The organism is Acidobacteriota bacterium (assembly GCA_012729555.1).
Lineage (GTDB): Bacteria > Acidobacteriota > UBA6911 > UBA6911 > UBA6911 > UBA6911.
In genome coordinates, this window is the sequence record JAAYCX010000081.1 from 13,480 (window position 1) to 39,027 (window position 25,548).

A 25,548-nucleotide genomic window follows, 5' to 3' on the forward strand; every position below is an offset into this window, starting at 1 on the left:
ATGCGTACCGGCGACCAAAGCATGTTTCTGGCGATCGATATCGGCAATACCAATATCACCCTCGGCCTGTATGAAGGGGACGTTCCGGGGCCCCGCTGGCGCCTCGCCACGGAGCGCGAGAGGACGGCGGACGAGTACGGCGCTTCCCTCCGGGAGATGGTGCGCCGCGCGGGCATCGAAACCGGCGACGTCCGGTCGGTGGCCATCGCAAGCGTCGTTCCGCCGCTGACCGGGGTTTTCGAGGAAGTGAGCCGGGAATGCCTCCGCAGCCGGCCGCTGATCGTGGACAGCTCCGTGAAGACGGGCATCCGGATTCTGTGCGACGCCCCGGAACAGATCGGCGCCGACCGGATCGTGGATGTCGCGGCGGGCTTCGCCCTTTACGGGGGGCCGGCGTGCGTCATCGACCTGGGCACCGCCACCACTTTCGACGCCGTCAGCGCGGACGGGGACTACCTGGGGGGAGCCATCACCCCGGGGATGGGGATCGCGGCCGAGGCCCTGTCCCTGAGGGCGGCCAAGCTTGCGCGGGTCGAACTGCGGCCCCCTTCCTCCGCCATCGGGAGGAATACGGTGCAGTCGCTCCAGTCGGGGCTGCTCCTCGGGTACGTCGGGCTCGTGGAAGGGATGGTTGCACGCTTCCGGGCCGAACTGGGACCCGGCACAAGGGTCATCGCCACGGGGGGGTTGGCCCCCGTCATCGCCCGCGAAACAAAGGTTGTCGGTGTGCTCGCCCCCTGGCTCACGCTCGACGGCCTGCGGATCCTTTACGAGCTCAACCGCGGCCGGGATCAGTAGTTCAAGGCCGCCCGCTCGAGGATGTCGTTGTAGATCTCGAGCTTGCCCGCCTTTTCAAGCTCCGCCCGGAGCCTGCCGACATATTCCTGGAAATACGGGTCCCGAAGCGACTCGAGCATTCTCTGCTTCAGCTCCGGTTTCGCTTCCGTGAAGGCGGCTTCGTCGAACTGCGAGCGGGAGAGGACCTGGAAGACCACGAAGTTGTCGACCACCGCCTGGGGGGTTCCGACCGCTCCCGGTTCCAGGTCGAAAGCGGCCCTGTTGAACGGGGAGTTGGCGCCGATTTCGGGGTCCGCCGTCCCCGTAACCGTGAACTCCGGGCTTTTCGTGACGCCGAAACCGGCGGCGCGGGCCGCCTCGCGCAGGCTTCCCTGCTTACGCGCCGCTTCCGCGAGCTTCTGCGCCTCGGCCTGCAGCAGTTCCCCCGCCCGGGCGTCGACGTAATCGTTCCGGACCCGGTCCCGGAATTCCTCATATCGCCCCGCCCGGGCCGGCTCTATCCCGGTCAGGGTGGCGACGGCGAAGCCGAGGGGGTGCTCGACCGCCTGGCCGACCGCGCCCGCTTCCTTGAGGGTGAAGACTTCGTCCCTCATCGCCTGCGAGATGCCGAAATCGAACGGGTTGTCCTCCTGGGAGAAGAGGCCCGTTTCGCGCACTTCCGCGCCGGCGCCCAGTTCCCGGGCCGCCTCGTCCGGTTTCTTGCCGCCCCGGAGCAGGGCCGCGGCTTCTTCCGCTTTCTGGCGGGCGAGCGCCAGGGCTTTTTTCTGCAGCGCGACCATCGCGAGTTGCGGGCGATTGGATTCCAGCGTCGGCGTTTCGCGTTTCAGCACCTTGATGATGTGGAACCCGTACTGGGTTTTCACCAGGTCCGAGACCTTTCCCGGTTCGAGGGAAAAGGCGGCGGCCTCGAATTCGGGCACCATCTGCCCCCGTTGAAAGGGCCCCAGGTATCCCCCCCTGGAGGCGCTCCCGGTGTCCTGGGAGTGTTCGCGCGCCATCCGGGCGAAATCCGCCCCCGCGCGGATCTGCTCGAGCACCTCTTCCGCCCGCTGCCGGACCGCGGCCTCCTCCGCCGGGTCTTCGACCAGGAGCAGGATGTGGGCGGCCTCGGCCGTTTCCTCGTGGGGCACCTGTTTCCATTCCTGCAGGACGTCCTCGTCGGTCACGGTGATGCCCGCTGCGAGCGCCTCCGCCGGGACCAGCAGGTAGCGGGCGCGCCGCTTCTCTCCGACGCGATAGGAGTCGCTGTGGGCGTTGAAGTGAGTCTCGAGTTCGGCCGCCGTCGGCTGGACACGTTTGCGGAAGTCCTCCTTCCTGAGCAGGACCAGGTCCACCTGGGTCTTCAGCGTGGACCTGGAAAACTCCTCGCGCAGTTCGCGCTCCCCCACGTCGAGGGAACTGGTGACGATCCCGTGCACCTTGTCCAGAAGCCGCATGCGCCTCATGTCGCTTTCGAAATCGGCGACAGAATAGTTGTTTTGCGCCAGGAGGGCCTTGTAGCTTTCAATCCCTATGAATTTCCCCCCGTTCTGGAGATTGGGGTGGGTTTCCACCGCGCGGCGGATCTCCTCCGGGGTGACGCGGACCCCGAGGCGCTCGGCCAGGATCTCGATCAGTTCGGCCGATACCAGGTCCTCGAGCACCTGCTGGGGAAGTCCCATCGATTGAAGGGTCTTCCGGTCCATCCGGTTCCTTCCCCCCGCGTTGATGCGGTCGACCGTCCTGCGGTACAGGTTGACGAAACTGCCGGTCGGGATCGGGCGCCCGTCGACTTCGGCGACGGACGAAGTGGTGGCGACACCGCCCATGTCCATCCCCGGGATGAAGAAGATCATCATGGTCAGGGCCAGGGCGATGATGACGAGCCAAAGAACCAGTTTTAGACGCTTTTTGCGGCGCATCAGATCCAGCATGGGAAGAAACCCCCTCCGTTCGAGACTGAAAACGGGGAGTATAGCACAGACCGGGACAAAACAGGATCGCGAAAGGGGGGAGCGGGCCCCGACGGTTCGCGTCCTTTTAGGGTTCTCTTTTTCCGTGCCGAATATATAATAGGGCATCTCTCCCCGACCGATGAGGATTGAGAGCGGGCGAAGGGATACGTGTAGATGAGGGGTGGAGGGATGCCCGCCGCCTCCCATGCAAACGGCGGAAAATGAAGAACAATTCGAGTGATTCGGCGACCGGTCCCGGCAAGCGGCGGCGCGGCATCGGGGTGCGCAATGTCCTGATCCCGGGCGTCCTGATCCTGGCGGCCGCGGCCGTCCTCGCGGCGGTCTGTCTCCATCGGGCTCCGAAGGGGACGGCGTCCGGGGGCGACGCTCCTCCCCCGGAATTCAGCGAGATCGTGGCCGCCTCCGGAACCGTGCAGGTCCTCGAACCCGGAGACTCCGAATGGCGGGCGGCCGGAGTGGGCCGGAAACTGGCCGACGGGGACCTGGTCCGGACCGGCGCCCGGGGCGGCGCCAGCATCCGCTACCCCAACGGGACCGTAGCCTCCATCCGGGCCGGGACGATCTTCGCCGTGCAGCCGACGGGAAGCAACGAGATGGAGATATGGATGACGGCGTCCCCCGGGCCGGCGGAGCAGGCGATGGGGGAAGAGGCGGCCCCGGGAGGGAGGCGGTCGCTCGACCGGGCGGAAGCGGGGGGGCTGATCCCCTCCCTGAGGCTGGAACGGATCGTCCCGTTCGGACGGAGCCTTGAACTGGTCGGGCACGTGGAACCGGGGAGCCGGCTGACCGTCAACGACGAGAAGGTCGTGGTCGAGGGGGATGGTGCGTTCAAGCACTTCACCAACCCTTTCCCCAGGACGGCGGAGACCGTCGAGATCGTTTTAAGGGCGACGAACCTGGCGGGGCGCACGAGCACCCTGACGGCCAAACACCATTTTCGTTACCGTGCCGGGGACTGATAACATGGACGAAAGGTCCAGAATCGGAATCGTCTACAGGGACCGTGCCCCCGAACTGGTCGCGGGCGGCATCCCGGACGGGATGCCGTGGGAAGCGGAGTTTTTCGAGGAGAAGGAGGTCCTGGCCGAGGGGTGGAGGCCCGGGAGCGATTACGTCGCGGTCTTCTTCCCGGTTGACGGGGCCCCCGGGCTCCGGGGCCGCCTCGCGGATGCCTTTCCGGGGGCGGAACCGGTCGGTTTCCGGACCTCCGCGTCCACATCCGGGGAGGCCGCCGTAAAGACCGGGGCGGGGGAGACGGAACTCCGGGTCCCCGCCCCGCCTGCCCTGGTGCGGACGCTGCTCGACGGCCTGGTGGCGGCGGGATCTTTCCGCCGCGAGGCGGAATCGGCCTCCCGCCGGGCGGACGATACCCGGGATTTTCTCGACACGTTCGTCTCCGCCCTGGACGCCTGCGCCCGCCTTTCGGGGCGGAAATCCGCCCTGGGCCCGCTGCTGGAGCGGGTCCAGACCCGCATCGGGGCCCAGGAGGGGGCGCTCTACCTGCCGTCGGAATCGGGAGGTGAGCTCGAGCGCGTCCTGAGCGCCGGAACCCCCCCGGAATCCGAAGCCGGCGACCGGTTGTCCGCCGTGCGACGGGTGTTCGAGGGCGGAACGCCCTGTCTCGACGACGGCCGTGCGCCGGGGGACTCGGCCCGGTCCGTGCTCCTTCATCCCCTTGCCTGCCGCGGCGAAAAGGTCGGGGTGATCGAACTGGTGAGCAGGGCGGGCGGAGCCTTTGCCCCCGAGGACCGGGCGCTGGTCGAAATGGCGGCGGGCCCGCTCGCGGTGGCCATCCGGACGCTCGGCCGGTTCGAGCTCTCCGAGCGGCTCACGATCACCGATGATTTGACCCTGCTGTACAACTACCGATATCTCAAAAAATACCTCGAAGTCGAGGTAAAACGTTGCCTCCGGTACAAGAAAAAAGTATCTTTGCTGTTTATAGACATTGATGAATTCAAATGCATCAACGACACTTTCGGACATCTGGTCGGAAGTCGGGCCCTGGCGGAAATGGGGCAGGTGTTCAAGCAATGTGTCCGCGAGACGGATGTGGTCGGAAGATATGGAGGGGATGAGTTTGTAATTGTTCTTCCGGAGACCCCGCTCGGCGGGGCCATGGCGGTCGCCGAGCGCATCAGGAAGAGGGTGGAGAGGTACGAGTTCGCCGCCCGCAACCTGAGCATCCGCCTCACGGTCAGCCTCGGGGTGGCCAATTGCCCCAGGCACACGCTGACGGCCGAGGGTTTGATCAGGAAGGCGGACGCCGCGATGTACCGTGCCAAGGAACTTTCCAGGAACAGTATCAAAGTCGCCGTATAGGAACTATGAATTTAAGAACTTTGTTCGGTTTTTTTTCCAGTGACCTGGCCATCGATCTCGGGACCGCGAACACGCTCGTTTACGCGAAGGGGCGGGGGATCGTGGTCAACGAGCCGTCGATCGTCGCCCTCGACAGGAATAACAAGCGGGTGCTTGCCGTGGGACACGCGGCCAAGGAGATGCTCGGGCGCACCCCCGCCGACATCGTGGCGGTCAAGCCGATGAAGGACGGGGTGATCGCCGATTTCGACGTCACCGAGGTCATGCTGAAGTATTTCATCAAGGCGGCGCACAGCCGCAACCACCTGCTGAGCCCCCGCATCGTGATCGGCATCCCCTCGGAGATCACCCAGGTGGAAAAGCGCGCGGTGCAGGAGTCGGCCCTGCGCGCCAAGGCCAGCGAGGTGTACCTGGTGGAACAGGCGATCGTGGCCGCCATCGGCGCGGGCATGCCGATCACGGAGGCGTGCGGCAACATGATCGTCGACATCGGCGGGGGCACCACCGATATCGCGGTCATTTCGCTCTCCGGCATCGTCTACAGCCGGTCGGTGCGGGTCGCCGGCAACGAGCTCGACGAGGCGATCATCCAGTACATCAAGCGGAAGCACAACCTGCTGATCGGGGAGCGCACCGCGGAGGCGATCAAGATCCAGATCGGGTCCGCCGCCCCGCTGGAGCGGCCGATGACCATGGAGATCAAGGGGCGGAACCTGATCGAGGGGGTGCCGAAGACGGTCACCATCTCCGACGAGGAGATCCGGGAGGCCCTGAGCGACAGCATCGCGATCCTGATCAACGCCATCAAGGTCGCCCTCGAGCGGACGCCGCCCGAATTGTCCGCCGACATCATGGACCGGGGGATCGTGCTGACCGGCGGCGGGGCGCTCCTGAAACGTTTTGACAAGAGGCTGGGGGCGGAGACGGGGCTTCCCGTCTTCGTGGCCGAGGACCCCCTTTCGTCGGTCGTTCTCGGGACCAGCAAGATGTTGACGGACCTGAAGTTGTTCCGGAGAATCTGTGTCCAGTGAATTGCCTTCGAGGGTGAACGGACAGCGGTCGGCGGCGGTGCTGATCCCGCTGCTGGTCCTGCAGCTGGCCCTGCTGTCGCTGCAGATAAAAACTCCCTCCGGGACCCTGCTGTTCAAGAGCTGGACGATGGCGGCCCAGGCCCCGGTGCTTTCCCTCTTCGCCAGGATCACCGGCGGGGTCGGCGATTTCTGGCGCGGGTATTTCTGGCTGGTCGGCGCGCGGGCCGAGAACGAGGCCCTCCGGGAGGCCGTGCAGCGTCTCTCGCTGCTCAACGGCGCCTACGAACAGTCCCGGCTGGAGAACGAGCGGCTGAGGCGGCTCCTGACGCTGAGCGATTCCATAGAGAGGCGCGCCCTGGGCGCCCGTGTGACGGCCCGGGCCCCCAGCTTTCTCGCCAACCTCGTCTACATCGACCGGGGCAAGCGGCACGGTGTCCGGGTCGACGCCCCGGTCATTTCGGGGGAGGGGATCGTCGGAAGGGTCCTGCTGGTGTCGGCCGATCAGGCCCAGGTCCAGTTGATCACCAACCCCGGCGCCGCGATCGGCGTGATGCTGGAAAACAGCCGGACCCCGGGGGTCCTGGCCGGAACCGGCGACCCGCTGCTCGAGCTGAAATATATCGGCGACACGGACCCGGTCGCCGTCGGGGAGGTCGTGCTGAGTTCGGGACTGGACGGCATTCTGCCCAAGGGGATGACGATCGGACGGGTGGTCGAGGTCGAGAAGGGGAAAGGGGTCTTCCAGGCGATCAGGGTGAAGCCTCTCGTGGACCTGATCCATCTCGAGGAGGTGGCGGTTCTCCTGGACCCGCCGATCACGGAAACGTCGAGCCGGATACCATGAAATACATCTTCCTGGCGTTGTCTTCATTTCTCGCCATCATCGCGCAGATGATCGCCGGGGAGAACTTTTTCCTGTTCAACTTCCTCGACCTGTCGCTCCTGCTGGCCGCCTACTGGGCCATCTACCGCAGCCGGATGCAGGCCCTGTTCGTGGGATCGCTGACCGGAATCCTGCTCGACGCCGCCCTGGGCTGGCCGCTGGGCTACAACGGGTTCGGGCGGACCCTGGCCGCTTTCGTCATCGGGCAGTGCTGGAAAAGGTTCAACACGGCGGACCAGCCGTGGGTCAGGTTCTCCATCTTCGCCGCCGCTTCGTGCATCAACTCCGCGAGCATCTACCTGCTGTTCTGGTTCATGCAGCGCTCCTCGAGCGGGATCTTCCCCGGCGCCAGCCTTCTGCAGGCCGTCATCACCGCCGGCGTGGGGGTGGTGATGTTCGCGGCGATGGACGGCTACAGGCGAATTCAGACGCATAAGGCGCACTGAGCTAGATTTGGCACTCGAGCAGGAATCCAACCGACAACTGATACAGCAACGCCTGAACCTGTTCCGCATACCGGTGCTGTTGATTTTTCTCGTCCTCGGGGCGAGGCTCTGGCAGCTGCAGATCATCCAGGGGTCCGAATACGCCCTGAAGGCGGAGCGGAACCGGGTCCGCAGCATCGCCCTGACGGCGCCGCGGGGGAACATCCTCGACCGCAACGGCGTCCCCCTGGTGGACAACCGGCCCTCCTTCGACGTGCTCGTGTACCGCGAAGACATGAGGGACCGCGAGGCGACCGTTCACTTCCTGACCCGGAAGCTGGGGATCGACCCGGGGGAGATCGAGAAGCAGTTCGAGCGGCACAGGGGAACGGGGCTCTACCGGCCCTTCATCGTCAAGGAAAACGCCGGCATGGAGGACATCTCCATCATCGAGGCGCACCGGGGGGACCACCCGGAGATCAAGGTGGGGCCCGAGCCGCGCAGGCAGTACCGCTACGGCCCGCTGGCGGCCCACCTGCTGGGGTACCTGGGGGAAATATCGGAAGAGGAGCTCAGGAGCGACCGGTTCCCGGGGGCCGTTGCCGGACAGCTCGTGGGCCGCAGCGGGGTGGAACGGTTTTACAACCGGCTGCTCGCGGGGAAGGACGGGGTCCGCCGGGTGCTGGTGGACAGCCTCGGGCGCGAGGTGGAAATCCTGGACGAATCGGAACCGATGATCGGCGGCGAACTGCGGCTGACGCTGGACCTGCGGCTCCAGGTCGCAGCGGAGGAGGCCCTGCGGGACAAGGTCGGGGTGGTCGCGGCCATGGATCCCCGCAACGGGGAGATCCTGGCGCTGGCGAGCTCCCCAGCCTTCGACCCGAACGCTTTTTCGCGGCGCATCTCCGGGTCCGACTGGGCGGAGCTGGTCCGGCACCCCGACCGCCCCATGCAGAACCGGGCCATCCAGAACAGCCACTCGCCGGGCTCCATCTTCAAGCTGATCATGGCGGGCGCCGGTTTCCGGGCGGGGGTGCTGGAGAAGGACCCGGTCATAGTCTGCCGGGGGGGCGCGCGCTATTACGGACGGGTGTTTCACTGCTGGGACCAGGGCGGCCACGGCGCGGTGCGCCTGGAGCAGGCGATCGCGAAATCCTGCAATATCTTCTTTTACGAACTGGGGCGGGACCTGGGGATCGAGAGAATCAGCGCTTTTGCCCGCGAGCTGGGGCTGGGGTCCCCGAGCGGCATCGACCTGCCGGGGGAGCGGGGGGGCATCATGCCGAGCCCGGAATGGAAGCGCGAGGCGCGCGGGGAGCCCTGGTACCCGGGGGAGACCATTTCGGTCTCCATCGGACAGGGGGCCGTCAGCACCACCCCGGTGCAGCTCCTCCGGGCCGTCGGCGCCCTGGTCACCGCCGGCCGGCTGGTCACCCCCCATCTGCTCCTCCACGCGGAAGGGGGTGCCGAAAGTCCCCAGGGGGGGTGGCCGGTGAAACGCCTGCCGATCGCAGAGGCCCATTCCCGGAGAATACGGCAGGGGATGTGGGAAAGCGTCAACGCCTGGGGGACGGGACACAACGCCGAGGTTCCGGGGGAGGACATCTGCGGCAAGACCGGAACCGCTCAGGTGGTGGGGAAGGACGCGGCGAAGCGGCTGGGGGAAGGGGTGGACGATCACGCCTGGTTTGCCGGGTTCGGCCGCCGGGACGACCCCGAAATCGCCGTAGTCGTCTTCATCGAGCATGGAGGTTCCGGGGGAGGGGCGGCGGCCCCCGTCGCCCGGGAGATCTTCCGAACCTATTTCCAGAACCGGCGGTCGTCGGGGGCGGCGGATCATGACTGAATCGGATCAGCGGCTGTTTCACGGGTTCGACGGGCTCCTGTTCGGGGCTCTGCTCCTCCTTTCGGGAGCCGGCATCGTCGCCATCTGGAGCACCACGGGGAGCGTCGGGCTGGACAGCTACTTCGGCCGGCAGGTGATGTACCTCGCCGCCTCGCTCGTGATCTTCTTCACCCTCCTCTATTTCGATTACCATCTTTTCTCCGATTTCATCGTGATCCTCTACCTGGCCGCCATGGCCGTCCTGGGGCTGGTCCTGATTTTCGGGTTCAGCATCCACGGGAACAAGAGCTGGATCGACCTGGGGGTCCTGTCGGTCCAGCCGTCGGAACTGGTCAAGATCGTGGTCATCGTGGCCCTGGCCCGGTACTATTCCGGCCTGGAGGGGGATTACCTGGGGCTGAGGGAAATGCTGATCGGCGGGCTGATCGTTTTCGTGCCGGCGCTCCTGGTCAAGCTGCAGGGGGATTTGGGGACCGCCGTCACCTTCGTTCCCATCTACGCGGCTCTCTCCGCGATCGCCGGGATACGCCGGAAGCACGTCGTGATGCTCGTGCTCGCGGCCGCCGTCGCCGCCCCCCTCACCTGGTTCGCCCTCAAGGACTACCAGAAGGACCGCATCGAAACGGTGTTCAACCCCTCGGGCGACCCCCAGCGTTTCGGCTACCAGACGATCCAGTCGCAGATCGCCGTCGGCTCGGGGGGGGCGCTCGGCAAGGGGTTCGGCGGGGGGTCCCAGGGGCACCTCGGCTTTCTGCCCGCGCGGTTCACCGATTTTGTTTTCGCCGTGCTCGCGGAGGAAAAGGGGTTCGTCGGCAGCATCGCCATCCTGGCCCTTTTCCTCCTTGTCGCCTTTCGGCTGTTCCGCACCGCCTCGGAGGCCAAGGACAGGGTCGGCGCCCTGATCGTGTCCGGCGTGCTGGCGCTCCTGCTGTTTCACATGAGCATCAACATCGGGATGGTCGTCGGGCTGCTTCCGATCGTGGGCATCCCGCTCCCCTTCGTCAGCGCCGGCGGATCTTCCCTGATTTCGTTCTTCGTCGGCATGAGCCTGTGCATGGGAATCCGGATGAGGCGCTATGTCAACTGACGGCGCCGCCGGAACGTTTGCTTGCATTCGGTGCGTGCGCCAATTACCATGGACTGTTGGATTGTATCTCCCGGGAGGCCCGGGCCCATCGAATACCAATGGTTGAGCCATTATAAGTGGATATTGAAAACAGTTATCCGGCCCTTTTGAGGCCATCACAAGAATGACCAGTCGCTGCTCGATACTGAGGGCGGAACTCAACGAAACGGGTTGTATCCGGGAACCTGGAAGCGGCAACGGGACGCGTCGCTAGTCACGGGAGTGCGAAGGCGGATGCCTTTGCGCATCCCCTCCGGCCCTGTCGCCGGATCTGAGCGCGCCTGCCGCCCGGTTTCCCGAAAAGGCGGGTTTGCTTTTGTTTTTCAGTCGTATCCATAATCTGGAGTGCCTGTGGTCCGCAGGGCCCTGCCCGTATTGACCCGCATGGATTCTTACCGGAAAGTATCGACCGCGCCTGTGTCTCAGACACGGGAGCAAAACCATGATCAAGGACATGATCGTTTCCAGCACGGCTCTGGAAACGAGAGTCGCCATCCTGGAAGAGGACCAGCTGGCCGAACTCTATATTGAACGCCATGGAAACCGGGGCATCCTGTCCAACACCTACAAGGGGAGGGTGACCAAGGTCCTTCCCGGGATGCAGTCGGCTTTCGTCAACATCGGGCTGGAGAAGGACGCCTTTCTTTACGTTTCCGATTTCGTCGAGGAGAGCGAGGAGTGCGAGACCGTGTTCCCCGTCCCCGAGGAGCCGGCCGACGCCGCGCCGGAGCCGGAGACCCAGGAGCGCCAGGGACGGCGGGAACGCAAAGGGGAGCGCGGGCGCTGGCGCGACCGGAGGGAGCGTTCGGAGCCGCGCACGGAAGCCGGGGAGACCGTGGACGCCTCCGAGGCCTCCGCGGCCGCGGGGGAGGCATCCGAAGCCCCGCTCGAGCGCTGGAACATCAGTGCGGAGACGGACCGGGAAACGGAGGGGCATTTCGAAGCCGACGTCCTGACCGGGGCTTCGGCGCTGCCCGCTTTCCCCGTGGAGCCCGGGGAGGGGGGGGGCGGCGCCGCCGAGGCGCCTGAAGGCGGGACCCCGTCCCCGGAGCCCGCCCCCGGGGAACCGTCGCCCGAACCGACGGCGGACGCCGCCGCCATCCGCGACGACGGCGAAACCCTGCCGTTTGCCGCCGAGGAGGGCTCCAAGCCCGGATTCGTCCGGCGCCGGGGCCAGGCGACGCGGCGCAAGAGGTACACGGCCGCGCGCCATTCCCACCGGGCCGAGCACCAGTCGATCGACGACATGCTTCACGAGGGGCAGGAGGTGCTGGTCCAGGTAGCCAAGGAGCCGATAGGGAAGAAGGGGGCCCGGGTCACCAGCCACATCGCCCTCCCGGGGCGTTACCTGGTATACATGCCGACGGTGGAGCATATCGGGGTTTCCCGGAAGATCGGGTCGGACACCGAGCGGGCGCGACTGAAGGAGATCCTCCTCAAGCACCGGGACAGGTTCCCCGGTGGGGTGATCGTGCGCACCGCCGCCGCGGAGCACAGCGAAGAAGACCTGGTGAACGATCTCAATTTCCTGGTCAGGCTCTGGGAAGACATGCGCACCCGGGCCGAAAAGGTATCCGCCCCCGCCCTCGTCCATGCGGAAATGAGCCTCGTGCAGCGGCTGCTGAGAGACCAGTTCTCCTTCGAGTTCGCCTCGATCCGCGTCGACGACGAGCTGGAATATCAGCGGGTCGTGGAGTTCGTCGACAAGATCTTCCCGAACCTGGTGCACCGGGTGAAGCTGTACACCAAGGAAAACTCCATTTTCGACGAGTACGGCATCACTCCCGAGATCGACAAGCTGCTGCAGCCCAAGATCTGGCTGAAATCGGGGGGCTACATCGTCATCAACCAGACCGAAGCCCTGGTCAGCATCGACGTCAATACCGGGAAATTCGTCGGCCGGGGGAACAGCCTCGAAGAAACCATCACGCGGACCAATCTCGAGGCGGTCAGGGTGATCGTCCAGCAGGTGCGGCTCCGGGACCTCGGCGGCATCATCGTGATCGATTTCATCGATATGGACGAGCGCAAGAACCGCAAGCGGGTGATGGACGCCCTCTCCGAGGAGATCGCCCGGGACAAGTCCCCGACCAAGATCCTGGAGTTCAACGAGTTCGGCCTGGTGGCGATCACGCGCAAGCGGGTCAAGCAGTCGCTGGAAAGGTCCCTGTGCCAACCCTGCCCCTACTGCTCGGGTTCCGGGATGGTCAAATCGATTGCCACGACCTGCCACAACATCTATTACGAAATCGAGAAGATGCGCAAGCACCTGGACGACCGGGGGGACCTCATGATCCGCGTGCATCCCGACGTGGCCCGCGCCCTGCGCGAATCGGAGGCGTGCGTCATCGAGGAACTCGGGCATCTCCTCAGGCGGGACGTCATCGTGAAGTCCGACCCGACGATGCACATCGAGCACTACAACATCGTGACGTAGGCCCGGCGGAGGGGGCCGGGGTCAACCCTCCCGGTCCTTGGCCTCCTCCCAGAGCGTGTCCATCTCCTCCAGCGAGGCGTCCTTGAGCGCCCGCCCCCGGCGCTTGATCGCCGACTCCATGTAGCGGAAGCGCCGCTGGAACTTGCGGTTGCTGCGCTGGAGCGCCGTTTCCGGGTCTACTCCCAGGTACCGCGAGACGTTCACGGCCGCGAACAGGAGGTCTCCCACCTCCTCGGCCACCTTCCCACCGTCCGACCGCGACCGGGCCTCCAGCAGTTCCCCCGCCTCCTCCCCCAGCTTGGCGAGAACGTCCTCCAGCCTCTCCCAGTCGAAACCGACCCTGGAAGCCTTGGCCGTCATCTGGTGGGCCCGGTGCAGGGCCGGGAGCCCGGGGGGGATGCCGTCGAGCAGCGACCGGTCCGAGCCGGGGTTCGACGCGCTGGCGACCCCCCTTTCGGCGGCCTTGATGTCCTCCCAGTTTTTCAGCACCTCGTCCGCCGTTTTGAGGTCGGCTCCCCCGAAGATGTGCGGATGCCGGCGCGTCATCTTCTCGCAGGAGCGGTCGATGACGGAGGCCAGGTCGAATTCCCCCCGCTCGCGGGCGATCTGGGCGTGAAAGACCACCTGGAACAGCAGGTCCCCCAGTTCGTCCTTGAGCTCCTCCGGTTCCTCCGAGTCGAGGGCCTCCAGCACCTCGAAGGCCTCCTCGATCAGCATCGGCTTCAGGGTTTCCCTCGTCTGCTCCCGGTCCCAGGGGCACCCGTCCTCGCCGCGGAGCTTTTCGACGAGGAGCGCCAGCTTTTCGATGTCTGCGTCTCTCTTTTCCATCCCGCCATTATCCCCGTCGGGGGGGCGGGCCACAATGACGTCTTCGCCGAAAAATGGCCGGCGCCCGGGGCGGGGAATTTATTGGTGTCCCGATTTGCGGGGCACTATAATTCCGTCACCTATGAAAAGCGAATGGCATACCCTGGCGGCACCCGAAGTGGTGGGGAAACTCGGGAGCGACGCCTCCCGGGGGCTCTCCGATGAAGCCATCGCCGCTCTCCGCGAGGAGCACGGCTGGAACGAACTGGAGGGGAAGGAGGGGCGGACCCGGTGGCGCATCCTGGGCGAGCAGCTCAGCGGGGTGCTGACGGTGCTCCTGCTGATCGCGGCCCTGGTGAGCGGCCTGCTGGGCGACTGGCTGGAGGCCGTGGTCATCCTCGTCATCGTCCTGCTCAACGCGGTGTTCGGCTACCTGCAGGAAGCGAAGGCGGAAGAGTCGATGGCGGCCCTCAAGCGGATGGCGGTGCCGGTCGTGCGGGTCCGCCGGGGCGGGCGGGTGCTGGAACTCTCCGCGCGGGAACTGGTGCCGGGAGACATCGTGATCGTGGAGACCGGCAATATCGTCCCCGCGGACGGGAGGATTCTCGATGGGGTCAACCTGCGCGTCGACGAGTCGGCACTGACGGGGGAGTCGGAGCCGGTGGAGAAAACGGCCGAACTCCGGCTCGATTCCGCCAAGGCGCTCGGCGACCGCCGCAACATGATCTACAGCGGGACCGTCGTGGCCTACGGCCGGGGCACCTTCGCGGTGACCGAAACCGGGATGCGGACCGAACTGGGACACGTGGCCCGCATGATGCAGTCGGTCGGCGAGGAGGCCACCCCGCTGCAGCGGCGGCTCAACCGCCTCGGGAAGACCCTGGCCCTGGCGGCGCTCGGGTTGGTGGCCCTGGTGTTCCTGCTCGGGTGGATCCGGGGACGGAGCAGCATCGAGGAGCTGCTCCTGACGGCCGTGAGCCTGGCGGTTGCGGCGGTGCCCGAGGCGCTGACGGCCGTGGTCACGATCGCGCTTTCGCTGGGGGCCCAGCGCATGCTCCGGCGCAAGGCCCTCATCCGCAAGCTCCCGGCCGTGGAGACGCTCGGTTCCGTCACCCGCATCTGCTCGGACAAGACGGGGACCCTGACCCTGAACCGGATGAGCGTCATCGCCCTCGACGTGGCCAATCACACGGTGCGGCTGGACCAGTGCGAGGACGGGGGTTCGTTCACCCTCAAGCCCAGCGGTCAGAACCCTCCCCCGGGCGTGTGGCCCACGCTCGACCTGCTCCTGGCGGCGGGGGCGCTCTGCAACGACGCCGAGCTCGCGGGCGGCGGGGAGGAGCGCGGGGGGCTCCACCGCGCGGTCGGAGATCCCACCGAAGGGGCCCTGGCCCTGGCCGCCGCCTGCTCCGGCATCCTCAAAAACGACCTGGAGCGGGCGTTCCCCCGTGTCGGGGAGGTCCCCTTCGATTCGGTCCGCAAGCGCATGACCACGCTGCACCGTTTTCCCCGGGCCGACACCGAAATCCCGGAAAGCCTCCGTTCCTTCTGGGACCGGCGGGAGCGGGCCGAAACTCCCCCTTTCATCGCCTTCACCAAGGGCGCCCTGGACGGGTTGCTTTCGGTCTCCCGCCATGTGTGGGTGGAGGGGAAAACCCTGGAACTGGACGATGCCTGGAAAGGTCGGATCCAGGCGTCTCACGACGACATGGCGGCCCAGGGGATGCGGGTCCTGGCCGTGGGCATGCGCCCGTGGGACCGGACCCCGGAGGAGACCACGGAAAAGGCGGTGGAAAACGGCATCGTCCTCCTCGGACTCTTCGGCATGATCGACCCCCCGCGTCCCGAGGTCAGCGACGCGGTGGCCGCCTGCCACGGCGCCGGCATCCGAACGGCCATGATCACGGGGGACCATCCCCTGACCGCGAGGCACATCGCCCGGCAGATCGGGATATCGGATAACGACCTGTTCCTGACGGGGGCCGAAATCGAACGCCTCTCGGCCGACGAGCTGGTGGAGGCGACCCGCCGGGTTTCGGTCTTCGCCCGCGTTTCCCCCGAGCACAAGCTCAAGCTGATCGACGCCTACCAGGGCCGGGGGGAGGTCGTGTCCATGACGGGGGACGGCGTCAACGACGCGCCCGCCCTGAAGAAGGCCGATATCGGGGTGGCCATGGGGATCACGGGGACCGATGTCGCCAAGAACGCCTCGGACATGATCCTGCTCGACGACAACTTCGCCACCATCGTGGCCGCGGTCGAGGAGGGAAGGATCATCTACGACAATATCCGCCGCTTCATCCGGTACCTGCTGACGTGCAACGCCAGCGAGATCGCCGTGATGCTCCTGGGGCCGCTCCTGGGCATGCCCCTTCCCCTGCTGCCGCTGCAGATCCTCTGGATGAACCTGGTCACCGACGGCGCCCCGGCGCTCGCCCTCGGGGTCGAGCCCGCCGAGAAGAACGTGATGCGGCGCCCCCCCCACCCGCGGGACTCGGGCGTCTTCAGCCGTGAAATGGTCTCTTTCATCGGCGTCGTCGGGGTCCTGATGAGCGTCATCGCCATCGGGACCGCGTGGGAGCTCTGGCGCCTCGGGGACCCCGCCTGGCAGACGACGGTGTTCACCGTCCTGGTGCTGACCCAGCTGGTCGTGGCGCTGGAGGCGAGGTCGGAGGAGGAGTCGCTGCTGCGGATGGGGCCGTGGGGAAACCGGGCCATGGTCGGCGCCGTCCTGATGACCGTGCTCCTGCAGGCGGCCGTCATCTATACGCCGGCGGGGAACCGGATTTTCGCCACCGTTCCCATGCCGCCGGCCGACCTGGCGGTCGCGGCGGCGACCTCCCTGCTGACCCTCCTCTTCATCGAGGCCTGGAAACTCGGGCTGCGCCGGCGCAGAATGAGGGCGGGCGGGATGGGATGAAAGTTTCTTTCGTGATACACTGAAGGCATGCGGCGCCTGGCAATCGGGCGGAGGACAAGGAGGCATCTATGGCGGAGTTCCCCAAGCACCTGTACCTGATTCTGTTTCCCAACGAGGCCCTGGTGGCGTCCCAGCTCACCCCCGAGGAATTCGGCAAGCACTACTCGGTCGGCAGCCCCAGGCATTTCAGCGGCAAGGTGATCTTCGCCGAGGTGGACAGCGACTACCGCAACGACTACTTCCGGATCGACGACTACCTGAGGATCACCGAGTCGGGGATCCCGGGGAGGCCGAAACGCTCCAAGTTCGTCAAGTCCTACCGGGTGCTGGAGCACGTCGATTTTCCGGCGCTGGGCAAGCTTTACCTGGTGACGACCGACGGCGCCGTGCTCGGGCTCGAGCGTTCGCCGGAACCGGAGGCCGCAGGCGACAGGAACCGCATCCGGCTCTACCAGGAGATCTGTCCCCTGCGCCTCCTGGTCGCCTCCTGCCTCGATCCGCGCCGGTTCGGCCATTACATCACCGAGGAGACCTGGTCGAAGGGGGCGCCCAGGATCTTTTTCACCGAGTACGACCTCAACGTGGAGGAGTTCGTCGCGAGCAACGAGATCTACGGTTACAACATGGGGCCGCTCCCGAACGTCAACCCCACCAACCTGCCGACGGCGGTCAAGGAACTCCAGGAAGACCCGCGCAAGAAGACCAAGACCGTCAACCTGAACCCCAATCTCGATTTCGTCAGCTACAAATCGATCAAGCACGGGTTCTGGCTCGCCTCGGGGGCGGAAACGGTGTTCTACCGGATGCCGGGCATGGACGAACTGCACCGGGACCACTACGCCTGGTGGCGCCGCATCTGACGGACGCGCCGGCCGGCGCGCCTCGCACGCGGCCGGCCGGGCCCGGTCACCCGACGACCTGCTCGAGCGCGGCGAGCACGCGCACGGCATCCTCCTCCGCCATCCCCGAGAAGATCGGGAGGCAGATGTGGCGGGAACAGAGGTCTTCCGAGACGGGCAGCGGACCCCGGGCGTACCGGGTGAATACGGGCTGCAGGTGCAGGGGCGCCTCGTAGACCTCTCCCGCCAGGGAGACGGCGTAACGCTCCCGCAGCACCCTTTTCAGTTCCCTCCGGTCGGTCGCGCGTCTGAGGACCGCGATGTACTTGTAGTAGTTGCAGGTCCCGCCGGCCGGAACCGGGAGGGGCGCCAGGTTTTTGAACGCCCGCAGCCCCCGGTCGTACAGGGCGGCGATCGCCTGCCGGTCGGCGATCATGGCGGGAAGGCGCTCGAGGTGTTTGAGCCCGATGATGGCGTGGGGCTCCGAGAGGCGCCAGTTGTGCCCCATGCGCACGTGGGCGTTCTCCGTAAAACTCTTTTTCCCCTGGTCCCGGTAGATGCGGGCTTCCTCCGCGAGCCTTTCGTCGCCGGTCACGATCATTCCCCCTTCGGCCGAGGTCATGACCTTGGTGGGGTAGAAGCTGAAGGTCGCGCCGAGCCCGAAGCCCCCCGCGCCGGTGGATCCATGGGAAGAGCCGTGGGCGTGCGCGGCGTCCTCCACCAGGAAGAGCCCCTTCTCCCGGGCCAGGGAGACCAGATCGGGCATGCGGGGGGAAACGACGCCGCCGATGTGGACGGTCACGATCCCCGCGACCCCGGGTTCCAGCAGCGGCTTCACCGTTTCCGGGCCGAGGGCGAACGTTTCCGGGTCCATGTCGGCGAAGACGGGGATCCCCCCCGCGTGCACCACCGCCGCGGCCGTGGCGAAGAAGGTGTTGGAGGGGACGATGACCTTCTTCCCCTCGACGCCGATGGTGCGGAAGAGGATCTCGAGCGCGCTCGTGCCGCTGCTCACGGCGATGGCGTGACGGATTCCGCAGAATTCGGAGAACGCCTTCTCGAATTGCGAACCATATTTTCCCAGGGTCAGCTGGCCGCTGGCCAGCACCTCCTGGATCCTGTCGGCGATCCATGCCCTGTCCTCGGGGAGGAACTGGATTCTGGCTGCGGGTACCGGGTTCATGGTCTTCCTTTCTTGAGTGGGGGTTGCGGCTTCAGAGCCGGTGACGGCAGATCGCCGAAGGCGATCGGCCGGATGCGTCTTTCCTGCAGCGCCCTCCTCAGGCGCGGGCCGGTGAGGGCCCGGAATTCCTCCTCGTGCCGGTAATCGGGCATGGGGCCGTCGATTTCCGGGGCCCGCCCCGTGGCCGGGTGGAAACAGAACTCCGTGACCCCCGGCGGAAGCTCGGAGAGGAGGCGCAGGACGAGGTCCTCCGTCATGGCGCCGCTGTCGGTCATCCCGAACAGGGCGTCGTTGTGCCTCATCCCGGCCCGGCGCAGCCGGTGCCGCATCAGGCGGGTCCAGGGGGAGAGGAAGGCGCGGGACGCGGTCCGCGCCCCCAGCCTCCGCCGTGCGGCCCTCCAGGATCGGAGCGGCGGTTCCGCGGGGAGGCGCACGGAGTGCAACCCGTATTCCCTTCCCGTTTTCAGCATCAGCCCCAGGATCGTCGGGTGAAGATGCATATGGTTGTGCGCGTCGGCGTGGTCGAGGTCCAGCCCCGTCGCGCCGAACGCCTCGAACTGGGCCCGGATCTCCATCTCCAGCTGCCTGCGGACCCGGGGCAGGAAGAAGAAGCGGAACCCGCTCTGCGCGAGGTGCGTGGAAAAACGGCCGCCGGCGTCGACGAGGTCGGGCACCCTTTCGGGCGGCAGCACCGGGCGCCCCTCGACCAGGGTGAGATGGAGCCCCACGCGGAGGGTGGGGGCGCGCCGCGCGCGCTCCACGGCGTCCCCGGAAAAGGGGGCGCCCACCATGAGGCTGGCCGAGGTGAGAACCCCCTCGTCGTGGGCCCTGGCGATCGCCTCGTTCACAGGCAGGGCCAGCCCGAAATCGTCCCCCGTGATAATGATGTTTTTCACCGTGTCCCCCGTGCCGCCCGAAGCTCGTGCGGCGGGCCGTCAGTGGGCCGTTCGCAGCCTGTCCTTCGTCATTGGGTCCCGGGCCACCAGGCGTCCGTCCCGGGTGAGAATGAAGCGGGCGCCGCGCCATGTCGTCGTGCGCTTGGTGAAGGCCAGCATCCAGGTGACCAGGGAGGAGAGGTCGCGCGGCAGGAGCAGGCCGAGGCTGCGCACCCCCTCCCGGTCGCCGAGCCCCGGGCCGAGGATCACGGCGGCCGAAACCAGCCGCAGCGCCGCGGCGCCCGCGAACACCCACCATCCCAGGGGGTCGCCCGGGCGCGCCAGGGCGAACAGGAGGGCGAAGGGGACCGAACGCACCAGCGCCGTGGCGAAGAACGCGTAGGGGCGCGCGGCCCGCGTGTTCTGGTCCCAGTAGACCTGGTGGCTCCACCAGTGGGAGGGGCTCTTGAGGTCGACGACGGTGTCGACGAAATAGGGTACGATGGCGACTTCCTTTCCCAGCCCCCAGATGCGGCGGCCCATTTCGTAGTCTTCCACGAGGTAGTCGGAGAGGGCCTCCAGGCCCCCGATCCGCTCCAGGGTGGAGCGGTGGAGGGCGGCGGACGCCCCGAGGCAGAACCGGGAGGCGCCGCTGACGTGGGCGAACAGGACGTTGGCCATGAAGTCGGCGTTCAGCGTCAGCAGTTCCATCCGCTCGTACCAGGAGGCGGCGCCCGCGGCCTTGTAGAGGGTGCAGACGCACCCGACCTCCGGGTCGCCGAGCGGAGCGACGATGGTCTTCAGGTAGTCGGGCTCGAGGCGGACGTCGCTGTCGCTGATCACCAGCACGTCATGACGGGCGTGCCGGAGTCCCCCCATCATGTTGTTGATTTTGCCGTTGGTGCCGTGGCGGACGTTCTCCACGGCGACGGTGACGCGGCCGGGGCCGAACTCCCGCTGGATTTCGTACAGGAGCGGGAGGGCGGGGTCGTCGCCGTCCTGGACCGAGAACACGACCTCATACTCCGGGTAATCCTGCAGGCAGGCGCTCCGCAGGTTCCGCCGCTGGTCCTTTTCCAGGCCGTGGACCGGCTTCAGGATCGTGACGGGGGGCCAGGACGCGGGAGGGGGGGCGGGCCGGGAGCCCGCCCGCGCGCGGAAGCGCAGGACGGCCAGGATGCAGAGAACCGCGTAAACGGAGCCGCCGACCGCCGGGATCAGCAACAGCCACTGGAGGCCGTGCCACGCAATAGTCGCCATCTTCAGACTGCCTCCCCGGGGAACCCGGGCGCCGGGTTCAGGGCCGGATGCGGCACCGGAAACCGATCCCGGAGAAGATCCCGGCCAGGCCCGCGTGCTCGCTGCCCAGTTCCACGACGGTGCGGGAGAATTGGGGCCTCAATGTACGTTCCGTGCGCAGCCGCTCGAAACCCCGGGCGGCCTCCTCCGGGGAAGCGGCCGCAAGCGCCCGGAGGCCGGCGTCCTCGCGCCCGAGGTCGAGAATGCGGGCGAGCACGCCCGATATCGCTTCCCCCCCCCGCGTCCCCCCGGCGGGCCGGACGAGTCCCGGTTCCGGGTACAAAGTATCATTCTTCACCCGATTCCGGTAACCGAAAAACCGGGCGCATTCCGCCGCGATCATCGCGGTGGCGTTGATCTTCCCCTCCAGCGAGCTCCCGGCGATGTGCGGGGTCCCGATCTCCGCCGTCTCCAGGAGGTCGTAGTCGATCCGGGGTTCCCCCTCCCACACGTCGAGGACGGCGCCGGAGAGGGAGTTCGCCCGGAGGGCCGATTCCAGGCTCTCCCCGTCGACCACGCCGCCGCGGGAGGTGTTGATCACGACCTGGTGCGGGGAGAGGCGCCCGAGAAGCTCCCGGCCGACCATGTGCCGCGTCGGGAAGGGCCCGCCGGAGACCAGGGGGACATGAAAGGTCAGGATGTCGGCCGAAAGCACCTGGTCCAGCGGCCTGTAGCGGGCGTCCCCCGTCAGGAGGGCGAGCGGCGGGTCGCACAGGAGAACCTCCATCCCGAGGGCGCACGCCCTGCGGGCGACGCGCGAACCGACGTGGCCGACGCCGATGACGGCCAGGGACCTGTCGCCGAGGTCCCACCCGCGGCGCGCCGCCACGGCATGAAGGGCCGCCAGGACATAGTCGGACACCGCCTCGGCGTTGCAGCCGGCCGCGTAGCAGAAGTGGATCCCCCTGCCGCCGAGGTACCCGGAGTCGACGTGGTCCATCCCGGCGCTGGCCGCACCGACGAAGCGCACGGTGCTCCCTTCCAGGAGGGAGGCGTCGACCGGGGTGACGGTACGTACGATCAGGGCGTCTGCGCCGCGGATCTCCCCGGGCGTCACGCACCGTCCCTCGAAAGGCCGGACCTCGCCCACGCCGGAGAAGAACTCCTGCCAGTAGGGGATCGACCGGTCCAGGGCAATGATCATCGCGGCCTCTGAAAACCCGTAATTTTGAAGGGATTTCTCCCCGAATGCAAATATGTTTTGAGGTTGGGGGATCACAAACCTCCCCGCTTCCTGTATGCTCCGGTCGGACGGCGGAGGACGATGGCGACCAGCGGGATCGGAACCCTGAACGAGAGGCCGCTGCACGCGGAGCTGAAGCGGCTGCTGTGCCTCCCGGGCGACCGGGTCGAAGTCCCCGTGGACGGGTTCACCGTGGACATCGTGCGCGGCGAACTGCTGATCGAGATCCAGACCCGCAACCTCTCCGGCATCCGCCGGAAGCTCGCGGACCTCGTCGAGCGCCACCCCGTCCGGCTTCTCTACCCCCTCGTCCGGGAGAAGGTGATCGTGCGGCAGTCGGGGGGCGGCCGGCGCACCCTCGGCCGGCGCCGCAGCCCCGCGCGCGGGGCGATCGAGTCGCTGTTCGAGGAGTTCGTGAGCGTGGCGGCGCTCATGTCCCACCCCAATTTCACGCTGGAGGTCGCCCTGGTCGCGGCGGAGGAGGTGCGCCGCCGCCGCCCGGGGAGCTGCCGGGCGCGCAAGGGGTGGGGGGTTCACGAACGGCGGCTGGTCCGCGTCATCGGCCGGATGCTGTTCGAGACGCCCGCGGACATGCTGGCGCTGCTTCCGGACGAGGTGCCCGAACTGTTCACCACCCGGGAGCTGGCGGAGGCGACGGGGCAGCCGGCCTGGCTCGCCCAGAAGATGGCTTACTCCCTGCGCGTCATGGGCGCGGTCGGGGTCGAGGGGAAAAGAGGGCGCCACGTCCTCTACCGGCGCTCCCTCCCCTCCCGGCTCTGAGAACGGGCGCCGCCGTCAATCCCCGTCGCCGGCCGGCTCCCCGGGGACGGGAGCGCCGGAGAGCCCCGCCATCCGCTCGAACTCCTCCTCGTCGAGCACCCGGACCCCCAGGACGCGCGCCTTTTCCAGCTTGCCGCCCGGGTCGCGCCCCGCCACGACGAAATCGGTCTTGCGCGAAACGGCCGACGTCGTCTTCCCCCCCAGTTTGCGGATGAGGGCCTCCATTTCGGCGCGGCCGTGACGGCTCAGGGTCCCGGTGACGACGAAGGTCCGGTCCCGGAACTCCTCGTGCTCCCGGGGGCGCGCGGCGCCGCTCCCGGCCGTGAGGTCCACGCCGTGGCGCCCGAGTTCCCGGACGATGTCCCTGCCGGCGCGGCTGCGGAAAAAGCGGTAGACGCTCTCGGCCACGACCGGGCCGATGCCGCCGATCGCGGCCAGCCTTTCCTCGGTCGCCTCCGTGAGGCTCCGGATATCCCCGAATTCCCCCGCCAGCAGCCGGGCGTTGCGTTCCCCGATGTGGCGGATCCCGAGTCCGGCGAGTACGCGCTCCAGCCCCCTCCCCTTGCTCGCGCGGACCGCCTCGACGAGGTTCTGCGCCGATTTTTCCCCCATCCTCTCCAGCCCCTCGAGCTGCCGGGCCGTCAGGGCGTAGATATCTGTGAGGGAGGACACCAGCCCCCGGTCCACGAGCTGGTCGATCAGGGCCGGTCCGAGCCCCTCGATGTCGAGCGCCTTGCGCGAGGCCAGGTAGCGCACCCGCTCCTTGAGCTGCGCCGGGCAGGAGGGGTTCAGGCAGCGGATATAGACCCCCCCCTCGTCCCGCCCCACCTCCCCCCGGCAGACGGGGCACTCCGTGGGGAAGAGGTAGGGGAGCTCCGTGCCCGTGCGCTTTTCCAGTTCCACCCGCACCACGTGCGGGATGATCTTGCCCGCCTTTTCGACGACGACATGATCCCCGATGCGGATGTCCTTGCGGGCGATCTCGTCGGCGTTGTGCAGGCTGACGCGGGACACGCGCGTCCCCGCGATCTCCACCGTCTCCAGTTCGGCCACGGGAGTGAGGGTGCCGCCCTTTCCCACCTGCACGCGGATGTCGAGGACCCGCGTCTCCGCCTGCCAGAGCTCCACCTTGAGGGCGATGACCCACCGGGGGGACTTGGAGGTGGCGCCGAGGCGCTCCCTCTGGGCGAAGCCGTCGATCTTGATGACCAGGCCGTCCGTCTCGTAATCGAGGCCCTCGCGCGACTCGAGCGCATCGGCGCACCAGGCCAGCGCTCCGTCGATCGAGTCGAAGATCCCGCCGTGGGGGACGGCCGGGATCCCGAAGGCGCGCACCCTCTCCAAAAATTCCAGGTGGGAAGAGAGCCCCAGCCCCACGAGGCGCCCCTCGCTGTGGGCGAAGAAGCGGAGGTTCCGCCGGCTGCTCTGGCGGGGGTCCAGGAGCTTGAGGCTCCCGGCGGTCGCGTTCCGGCAGTTGGCGAAGACGCGTTCCCCCGCTTCGGCCTGCAGCCGGTTCAGGCGCGAAAGCTCGGAGTGGGTCATGTAGACTTCGCCCCGCACCTCCAGAACCGGCGGAGGGGAGCCGATCAGGCGGAGCGGGATGTCCCGAACGGTGCGCAGGTTGTGCGTGATGTCGTCCCCCCGCGCGCCGTCCCCGCGGGTGAGACCGAGGGAGAACAGGCCGTTTTCGTACAGCAGGGAGGCCGACACCCCGTCGATCTTCTGTTCCACGATGTAACGGGGGGCCGCCCCTTCCAGGAGCCGCCGGATGCGGCCATCGAATTCACGCACCTCCTCCTCGTTGTAGGTGTTTTCGATCGAGAGCATGGGGACCGGGTGCGGGACCGAGCGGAAACCTTCGATCGGCCCGCCGCCCACCCGCCGGGTGGGGCTCGAAGGGGTGATCCTCTCGGGGTGCCGCTGCTCGAGGTCCCGGAGCTCGAGCATGAGGCGGTCGAACTCCAGGTCGCTGATTTCGGGGGCGGCCTCGATGTAATAGCGGTGGTTGTGATATTCGATGATCCTGCGCAGCTCTTCGATCCTGTCCTCTGTGGAGTCGGTCATGACGGTGTCGTGGAATCCCCCGATGGCGCCCGCGCGCGCCCGGGAAAAATGCCACGGCGGCGTCAAAACAGGCGACTTTTTCCGCCTATGTTATATACTGGAGCCGTCATCGGGAACCACCAAATTCATTCCCCTGTCGGCGGCCGCGGGAGGACGCCAGGATGATGAGCGATAACGACCACCCGGAGGAGCGCCGGCGCGCTCGCGGCGACGGCGATCCGGCCCGGGCCCTTTCCTCCCTCGAGCTCCAGAAGCAGGCCTTCCTTGCCCTCAGTTCCGAGCTGACCCGCATCCTCGGGGACCTCTCCCGGAAGGTGGCCGACGCCTCGGAACGTCTCCGGGAAACGGAACTGGAGATCACGCGGAAAAGGGGGGAGCTCGGGACGCTGCACGAAGTCGAAGCCTCGGTGGAGGCGCTCGGCCGGTTGCGGGAAGAGCAGCGCCTGGAAAGGGAGAACCTCGAACGCCTCCGGGCGGAGCAGGCCCGCGTCCGGGAGGCTGAGCAGGCGGAAGCCCGGCGCAGGTTCGAGGAGGAGCTGCAGTCGCTCCGGAAGAGGGCGATGGAAAGGCACGAGGCAGGCGAAAAGGAATTCGAGCGCCGGGAGGAGGCCCTCGCCGGGAGGGAGCGGGAGGTGGCCAGGCTCCTCGGGGAAGTGGAGATGCTGCTCGGCAGGATCGCGCTCCGGGCCAGGCCGCCCGCCGACCCGCCCCCGGGCCGTACGCGGGGGGACCGGGAGGAAAGGGGACGGGTCCAGTAATTCGCTCGATCCCCCTT

Annotated in this window: 20 protein-coding genes; 13 read left to right on the forward strand and 7 right to left on the reverse strand. The window is 67.3% G+C overall.

The window, feature by feature from the left end:
* Positions 1 to 21 precede the first annotated feature (21 nt).
* A complete protein-coding gene (locus GXY47_14005; protein ID NLV32256.1) occupies positions 22 to 798 on the forward strand; it encodes a type III pantothenate kinase in 777 nt (258 codons plus the stop codon).
* Here GXY47_14005 and GXY47_14010 read toward each other — a convergent pair.
* Positions 792 to 2,711: a hypothetical protein gene (locus tag GXY47_14010; GenBank protein ID NLV32257.1), complete on the reverse strand. Its 1,920-nt coding sequence runs from the start codon at positions 2,709 to 2,711 to the stop codon at positions 792 to 794. The two genes, GXY47_14005 and GXY47_14010, sit on opposite strands and share 7 nt — an antisense overlap.
* Positions 2,712 to 2,953: 242 nt before the next feature.
* On the opposite strand from GXY47_14010, the gene GXY47_14015 reads away from it, so the two are divergent.
* The 8 genes from GXY47_14015 to GXY47_14050 all read left to right on the forward strand — a co-directional run bounded on the left by GXY47_14015 (position 2,954) and on the right by GXY47_14050 (position 12,823).
* Complete coding sequence (locus GXY47_14015) at positions 2,954 to 3,712, forward strand: hypothetical protein (protein ID NLV32258.1); 759 nt, start codon at positions 2,954 to 2,956, stop codon at positions 3,710 to 3,712.
* Positions 3,713 to 3,794: 82 nt separating this feature from the next.
* Entirely contained in the window at positions 3,795 to 5,075 is a 1,281-nt protein-coding gene (locus GXY47_14020) for a sensor domain-containing diguanylate cyclase (protein ID NLV32259.1), read from the forward strand.
* 5 nt (positions 5,076 to 5,080) lie between these two features.
* Positions 5,081 to 6,106: a rod shape-determining protein gene (locus GXY47_14025; protein NLV32260.1), complete on the forward strand. Its 1,026-nt coding sequence runs from the start codon at positions 5,081 to 5,083 to the stop codon at positions 6,104 to 6,106.
* A complete protein-coding gene (gene mreC, locus GXY47_14030) occupies positions 6,096 to 6,950 on the forward strand; it encodes a rod shape-determining protein MreC (GenBank protein NLV32261.1) in 855 nt (284 codons plus the stop codon). The genes GXY47_14025 and mreC overlap by 11 nt, the downstream gene beginning before the upstream one ends.
* Positions 6,947 to 7,435, forward strand: coding sequence for a rod shape-determining protein MreD (gene mreD / locus GXY47_14035; protein ID NLV32262.1), 489 nt, complete (start codon positions 6,947 to 6,949; stop codon positions 7,433 to 7,435). Before mreC ends, mreD begins: the two co-directional genes overlap by 4 nt.
* A 7-nt stretch (positions 7,436 to 7,442) precedes the next feature.
* Positions 7,443 to 9,260, forward strand: a complete 1,818-nt coding sequence (gene mrdA / locus GXY47_14040; GenBank protein NLV32263.1) for a penicillin-binding protein 2 — start codon at positions 7,443 to 7,445, stop codon at positions 9,258 to 9,260.
* Positions 9,253 to 10,347: a rod shape-determining protein RodA gene (gene rodA / locus GXY47_14045; protein NLV32264.1), complete on the forward strand. Its 1,095-nt coding sequence runs from the start codon at positions 9,253 to 9,255 to the stop codon at positions 10,345 to 10,347. Before mrdA ends, rodA begins: the two co-directional genes overlap by 8 nt.
* 481 nt (positions 10,348 to 10,828) lie before the next feature.
* Positions 10,829 to 12,823 carry an Rne/Rng family ribonuclease gene (locus GXY47_14050; protein ID NLV32265.1) on the forward strand — a complete coding sequence of 665 codons (1,995 nt, stop codon included), beginning with the start codon at positions 10,829 to 10,831 and terminating at the stop codon, positions 12,821 to 12,823.
* Positions 12,824 to 12,844: 21 nt separating this feature from the next.
* Here GXY47_14050 and mazG read toward each other — a convergent pair whose 3' ends face one another.
* Complete coding sequence (gene mazG / locus GXY47_14055; GenBank protein NLV32266.1) at positions 12,845 to 13,651, reverse strand: nucleoside triphosphate pyrophosphohydrolase; 807 nt, start codon at positions 13,649 to 13,651, stop codon at positions 12,845 to 12,847.
* Positions 13,652 to 13,772: 121 nt separating this feature from the next.
* Between mazG and GXY47_14060 the strand changes: the two genes are divergently transcribed.
* On the forward strand, positions 13,773 to 16,550 hold the full coding sequence (locus GXY47_14060; protein ID NLV32267.1) for a cation-translocating P-type ATPase: 2,778 nt from the start codon (positions 13,773 to 13,775) through the stop codon (positions 16,548 to 16,550).
* A gap of 68 nt (positions 16,551 to 16,618) precedes the next feature.
* Entirely contained in the window at positions 16,619 to 17,410 is a 792-nt protein-coding gene (locus GXY47_14065; GenBank protein ID NLV32268.1) for a hypothetical protein, read from the forward strand.
* Between the two features lie 46 nt (positions 17,411 to 17,456).
* Here GXY47_14065 and GXY47_14070 read toward each other — a convergent pair whose 3' ends face one another.
* From GXY47_14070 to GXY47_14085, 4 genes are read right to left on the reverse strand one after another with little or no spacing between them, the layout of a single operon-like run.
* On the reverse strand, positions 17,457 to 18,572 hold the full coding sequence (locus GXY47_14070) for a DegT/DnrJ/EryC1/StrS aminotransferase family protein (protein NLV32269.1): 1,116 nt from the start codon (positions 18,570 to 18,572) through the stop codon (positions 17,457 to 17,459).
* The gene (gene hpnK / locus GXY47_14075) at positions 18,569 to 19,468 is read right to left on the reverse strand and encodes a hopanoid biosynthesis-associated protein HpnK (GenBank protein NLV32270.1); all 900 of its coding nucleotides are present in this window, start codon (positions 19,466 to 19,468) and stop codon (positions 18,569 to 18,571) included. Before hpnK ends, GXY47_14070 begins: the two co-directional genes overlap by 4 nt.
* 39 nt (positions 19,469 to 19,507) lie before the next feature.
* On the reverse strand, positions 19,508 to 20,707 hold the full coding sequence (locus GXY47_14080) for a glycosyltransferase (GenBank protein ID NLV32271.1): 1,200 nt from the start codon (positions 20,705 to 20,707) through the stop codon (positions 19,508 to 19,510).
* Positions 20,708 to 20,744: 37 nt separating this feature from the next.
* Positions 20,745 to 21,890 (reverse strand): 4-phosphoerythronate dehydrogenase, encoded by a 1,146-nt coding sequence (locus GXY47_14085; GenBank protein NLV32272.1) that lies wholly within the window; start codon positions 21,888 to 21,890, stop codon positions 20,745 to 20,747.
* Positions 21,891 to 22,010: 120 nt separating this feature from the next.
* Between GXY47_14085 and GXY47_14090 the strand changes: the two genes are divergently transcribed.
* Positions 22,011 to 22,709 carry a hypothetical protein gene (locus tag GXY47_14090; GenBank protein ID NLV32273.1) on the forward strand — a complete coding sequence of 233 codons (699 nt, stop codon included), beginning with the start codon at positions 22,011 to 22,013 and terminating at the stop codon, positions 22,707 to 22,709.
* A 15-nt stretch (positions 22,710 to 22,724) separates the two neighbouring features.
* On the opposite strand, the gene ligA is transcribed toward GXY47_14090, so the two are convergent.
* Complete coding sequence (gene ligA, locus GXY47_14095; protein NLV32274.1) at positions 22,725 to 24,773, reverse strand: NAD-dependent DNA ligase LigA; 2,049 nt, start codon at positions 24,771 to 24,773, stop codon at positions 22,725 to 22,727.
* 161 nt (positions 24,774 to 24,934) lie between these two features.
* On the opposite strand from ligA, the gene GXY47_14100 reads away from it, so the two are divergent.
* Entirely contained in the window at positions 24,935 to 25,531 is a 597-nt protein-coding gene (locus GXY47_14100) for a hypothetical protein (protein ID NLV32275.1), read from the forward strand.
* Positions 25,532 to 25,548 lie beyond the last annotated feature (17 nt).